Raw genomic sequence first — 5,527 nt, 5'->3', positions numbered from 1 at the left:
GTCCCATGCCTACATCGTACAACGAACACCTCAAGCGTATCCTTGACTCACGGCATCACGACCCTTTTGCCTTTCTGGGCCGTCACATGGAAGCGGGCCAGTGCGTGGTGCGTGCCTTGCTGCCCTTCGCCCGTGAAGCCGGCATCGTGGAACTCGACGCCCCCATGAAGCCCGTCGGCAAACAGGGGCTGTTCGAGTGGCGCGGCCCCCGCGACGCCCTGCCCTCACACTATCGCATACGATGGAGTGATGGTCATGACCACGAGCAGATTGCCTACGACCCCTACTGTTTCGCCCCCCAGGTGCCGGACTTCGACATCCACCTGTTCAACGAAGGGCGCCACTGGCACGCCTACCGATTCCTGGGCGCCCATCTTCATGAAGTAGACGGCATTCAGGGCGTCCGGTTCGCGGTCTGGGCACCCGCCGCGGAACGGGTGTCCGTGGTGGGCGACTTCAACCGCTGGGATGGCCGCTGCCATCCCATGCGGGTACGCGGCGGCAGCGGGGTGTGGGAACTGTTCATCCCCGGCATGGCGCCCGGCGCACTCTACAAGTATGAGATCCGCAACCGGGACACCGATGCCATCCTGCTCAAGGCCGACCCTTACGGTCAGCGCTTCGAACTGCGTCCGCGCACTGCGGCGGTGGTAAGCCACCCCAGCCGCTTCCAGTGGTCCGACCAGGCCTGGCTGGCGGATCGCTGCAACGAGGCCTGGCTGCATCGTCCCATGTCCGTCTACGAAGTGCACCTGGGTTCCTGGCGGCGGGACGCAGACGGCCAGTTTCTCAATTACCGGGAACTGGCCCGGGAACTGGTGGACTATGTCACCCGCATGGGCTTCACCCACGTGGAACTGCTGCCGATCACCGAACACCCCTATGATGGCTCCTGGGGCTACCAGACCACCGGCTATTACGCCCCCACCAGCCGCTTCGGCGAACCGGATGACTTCCGCTATTTCGTCAATCTCTGTCACGAACACGGCATCGGCGTGTTGCTGGACTGGGCGCCGGGACATTTTCCCAAGGACGCCCACGGGCTGGCCCGCTTCGACGGCAGCGCCCTGTACGAACATGAAGACCCGCGCCTGGGCGAGCACCGGGACTGGGGCACTCTGATCTTCAACTACGGCCGCAACGAGGTGAAAAACTTCCTCGTCTCCAGCGCCATGTATTGGGTGGAGGAATTCCACATCGACGGCCTGCGGGTGGACGCCGTGGCCTCCATGCTCTACCTGGACTACTCCCGGGAACCGGGCGAGTGGGTACCCAACAAGTTCGGCGGCAACGAAAACCTGGAGGCCATCGAGTTCCTGCGTGAACTGAACAGTAATGTCCAGGGCCGCCATCCCGGTGCCCTGATCATCGCCGAGGAATCCACCTCCTGGCCTCAGGTCACCCGCCCCACCTGGCTGGGAGGGCTGGGCTTTGCCATGAAATGGAACATGGGCTGGATGAACGACACCCTGGACTACTTCAACAAGGATCCCATCCACCGCCACTACCACCACGACCGGCTCACCTTCGGCCTGCTCTACGCCTTCACCGAAAATTTCGTGCTGCCCTTCTCCCATGACGAAGTGGTCCACGGTAAACGCTCCCTGCTCTACCGCATGCCCGGTGATGAATGGCAGCGCTTTGCCAACCTGCGCCTGCTCTACACCCTCATGTGGAGCTACCCGGGTAAGAAACTGCTGTTCATGGGCTGCGAGATCGGCCAGGGCAACGAATGGGATGCCGCCCAGGAAATGGAATGGCACCTGCTCCAGTACCCCTTCCACGAAGGTGTTCAGCGCCTGGTCGCCGACCTCAACCATCTCTACCGGGAACAACCCGCGCTGCACCGCCTCGACTTCGAATGGCAGGGCTTTGACTGGATCGACTGTCACGACGCCGCTCAGTCGGTCCTGAGCTACCTGCGCAAGACCGAGGACGGCAACCAGTTTATCCTGAGCGTCCTGAACTTCACCCCGATACCTCGGGAAGGCTATCGCATCGGCGTACCGGCACCCGGCCGCTACCGGGAAATCTTCAACTCCGACTCCCACTACTACGGCGGCGGCAACCTGGGCAACCTGGAAGTGGAAGCCGAAGACATCCCCTGGATGGGGAAACCCTACTCCGTGGTGCTGACCCTGCCCCCGCTGGCAGGCATCCTGCTCCAACCGATTGCCGGCTGAGGCCTCGCTACCGCCTCTGGTGACAAGCCGGAACCCTGGAGTATACTTTCAACCCCATGGGGCGGTAGCTCAGTTGGGAGAGCGCAGCAATCGCACTGCTGAGGTCGTGGGTTCGATTCCCATCCGCTCCACCACCATTCAACGCCCAACCTCTATCGGTTGGGCGTTTTCATTTCCGGGTTCCGCGACACCACGCGGGGTTCGGCGCCGATCTGCGTGTGCCACGCCGTGGCGACACGGCGTCCTGAAGTCGCCCGGCTCGACTCTCTTCTGCTCTCAGTTCTTTCAAAACCCGCCCCGACTCCCTCACCGAGGAAATAATCCGCTTCGAATCGGGCGGTGATCAGCGATTAGGGGCGGGAAACAACAGTCCACTACGCAAGCCTGGCGCCGACCTCTTCACAGACGCTCTCCACCACAGCCGCCACTTCGTGCAGGAAGGAATTGCGATCCGGCGACGGGGTCACGCCAGGAATCGGCGCCGCACGCTCGTAGATGCGCTCGCCAATGATCGAAGCGCGCGCGTAGCTGGAGCCGCGCCCCGACTGGTTGAACGCGGACTGCCATTCAGGCATCCGCTCGGCCCGAACGCGGCGGGTAGCCAGGTCCAGCGTCTTGGCGGACAACGCGTTGGCCAGCCCGTCAAAAACCTGCTGCTTGTGCGCGTCGTCGGTCGGCTCGGCCGGGTCCCACCGGAGTGGGTTCTGCAGCAGCACATACAGCCGATCCTGGAGCTGCTTGCGGAGATCCGCGACCGGCTTGAGATTGTCGTACTCGTCGCCGAGGCCGGGCGTGCTGAGTCGTCGGCTCAATGCCCAGATGCGCTTCCAGTGCTCCTTGCTGACGCCAGGCTTGTAGTCGAGGCCCAGGCGCGGCCACCACGCATCGTGGAAGCTCTCGGCAGCGTTTTTCACGGCCAGGACGAGATTCATCCGGTCGTACACCGGCTTGGCGAGCACGGGCTCGGGCTTCTCGACGATGGCATCAATTGCCGCGAGCAGCGCCTGCAGTTGTTCGATGGTCCGCTTGTGGGTCTTCTTCGTAGCGTCCAGGTCTTCGTCGATCCCGCCGACGAAGAAGCGGGCGTCCTTCAGGCGGCCGCGAAGCGCTCGTTCCGCAAACGGGCCCAGCTCCTCTCCAATAGAGGCGAGGACGTTCTCGGCGGAAGCCAAGACGTGCTGCGCCTTGGCAGCTGCGGTGGGCAGGTTGTCGCCCTTGACCTCGTCGAAGTGCGTGAACACGAGCAGCAGCTTGCTGGCGCTGCCCGACGTGATCATTTCCTTCATGGCTGCCACCGGCGCCGCCTGCATCGGCTGAACAGCGTTATCGACGAGCACGATGGCATCCGTCGACTCGATGCGCCGCGTCAGCGAGGTCGAGATGGCCGCCACCGACTTGGGCGTGTGGCCCAGGCCTTCACCGTCGAGAAGCACGAGCTTGGGCTGCGGGCCGCCGTTCCACGCCGGCAGGAAGGCACCGGACACGCGAACTCCGTTAACTAGCGGCGTCAGCAGGCGCCCGAAGCGTGAGGAGTGGTTGCTGGAGAAACGCGTGACCGTCTTGATGAAGGTCGCACGGTCGTCCGTCTCCCACGACCACGATTGCGGCCAGCCCTGCTTGTTGCGGCGTACCGCGCCATCCGTAAGCAGCGAAAAACGAAGCTCGATTTCGTCCATGAGCTCGTCGCTGATGCGGTGGAACTCGTCGTCTTCACGAAGCCGGCGATCAAGCTCCTCCTCGAACAGCTCATCGACGACCCGCTGATCCTTTTCGTCGGTGGCGCCCAGCTCGGTCTTCAGTTGGTCGCCGTGGCGGGTGGCGATGGCGCGCAATGCCGTCAACGTCTTCGTCAGCAGCGCATTGGTGGCGCCGAGATCGATCGCGCCGTCGGCAGCGGCCTCCTCGGTCGGCTCCGCGGCATCGTCATCCTCATCGTCGTCGGCGCCCGCCGCCTGAGGCCCGTTGCCAAGCACGTAGTTGAAGCGGAACCGTTGGTTCACATGCATCAACAGCTTGCGCAGCACTTCACCGTCGCCGTCGCCACGGTAGGCGGACAGCACGGCCTCGGAGATGCACTCGTTCAAATGCTCGCGGACTTCGTCGACTGGGAAGAAGGTGACCACAGCCTTGTACGGGCCTGGCGCAAGCACGACCTCGGTCTCATGCACCGTGGTCTTCGCCGTCGATGTCGACGGAAAGCGCTCGGTCTCCGGGTCCGTGCCGATCAACTGCCGAAGCAGCGTCGTCTTGCCGGCTCCGGTCGTCCCGAGTAGTAGTGCCCGCCGATAGTCGGAATCCTTCGATGTCGGCAGCGGAATGATCGACTCGCGGATCGCGCCGAAGTCGCTCTGCTCAGGTTCCATGCCGTGATAGAAGATCTCGATGACCCGGCGGTGGAACCGCTTTTCAGCCTCAGCCCTGGCCGGCAAGCTCCAGAAGCTCTCCTCTGCCAGCAGCTGGTTGAGTTGATCCTTCAGATCGTTGGCTTCGGCCTCGTCGGGGGTCCCGAGGCCCTGGCGGACCCGCAGCCCCGGCTTGCCGGTATTCGGGTCGACCCGAACCGGATGCCGGAAGATAACCGCCCATGCACTGCGGCCCTGCGACCGGCTCAGGGTCGCCACAAAACGCTTTTCCATGCCGAACTCCGTTGTTCAGTTGTTGTTCCTGAGCGGATCATAGGCATGGCGAAACTGGCGGTCAAGCACAACCTGAACAACCAGGGAACAACGGGTTGGCTTGGTGGGGTGGCGGCGGTTCCGCCCATTTCCGCTACATTCCTACCTCGATGTAGATGACGATTGGATTCCACTTAGGGCTCCACCACCAGTGAAACGAAAAAGGCCCTTCCGAATCAGCAGTTTAAGGAAGGGCCTTTCTTCTTTCCCACTCTGCCTCCCACAATCCTGAAAGTGCCTGTCCTGCCTGCTCACGACTTATGCCGCTTTCAGCGTGTCGGCGCTGCCGCCCCGATCACTCCCTTTTCGGAAGATCCTTCATACCTCGCTTCTCTTTTGCCTGAAAACTCTCCGCATTTTCCCCCTGTTGTTTCCCACCCCTAATCGCTGATCACCACCTGATTTGAGGCAGATTATTCCCCCGGTGAGGGAGTCGGGGCGGTGGCGGAGTGTGGAAGGGGTCTGTGGGGAGATGTCCGGATTGATTCACCGGGACTGATAGACCGGGGCGTGCCCGGGCATGATTTGAGGCCAACCCATAAAAGTGGCCCGCCACGGTAGCCGCCGTGCGGGCCGGTGGCCGGTGTGCTATTGCGCTTGAGAACGCCTTTGACCGGCGAACAATACGTTACCGAGCAAGGCTGGTTGAAGGCAAGCCTGACGTGTTGC

2 protein-coding genes and 1 tRNA gene are annotated in these 5,527 nt (G+C 62.7%); 2 read left to right on the top strand and 1 reads right to left on the bottom strand.

Annotated features, from left to right (window positions below; genetic code table 11):
• Positions 1-5 precede the first annotated feature (5 nt).
• Positions 6-2,183: a 1,4-alpha-glucan branching protein GlgB gene (gene glgB / locus LQ952_RS15270; RefSeq protein ID WP_238623478.1), complete on the top strand. Its 2,178-nt coding sequence runs from the start codon at positions 6-8 to the stop codon at positions 2,181-2,183.
• A 58-nt stretch (positions 2,184-2,241) separates the two neighbouring features.
• Positions 2,242-2,317: transfer RNA gene (locus LQ952_RS15265), tRNA-Ala, on the top strand.
• Between the two features lie 240 nt (positions 2,318-2,557).
• Here the strand turns inward: LQ952_RS15265 and LQ952_RS15260 are convergent.
• Positions 2,558-4,819, bottom strand: a complete 2,262-nt coding sequence (locus tag LQ952_RS15260) for a Rab family GTPase (protein WP_238623477.1) — start codon at positions 4,817-4,819, stop codon at positions 2,558-2,560.
• Positions 4,820-5,527: the final 708 nt, after the last annotated feature.

Origin of the sequence: Ectothiorhodospira lacustris (genome assembly GCF_022227785.1) — a bacterium.
GTDB classification, from domain to species: domain Bacteria; phylum Pseudomonadota; class Gammaproteobacteria; order Ectothiorhodospirales; family Ectothiorhodospiraceae; genus Ectothiorhodospira; species Ectothiorhodospira lacustris.
The sequence above is the reverse complement of the archived record's forward strand: the minus strand, read 5'-3'. Positions and strand labels throughout refer to the sequence as shown.

What these genes read in the sequence shown, in the direction of transcription:
- LQ952_RS15260 (WP_238623477.1), bottom strand. Translation starts at nt 4,819, where the DNA reads ATGGAAAAGCGTTTTGTGGCGACCCTGAGCCGGTCGCAGGGCCGCAGT.
- glgB (WP_238623478.1), top strand. Translation starts at nt 6, where the DNA reads ATGCCTACATCGTACAACGAACACCTCAAGCGTATCCTTGACTCACGG.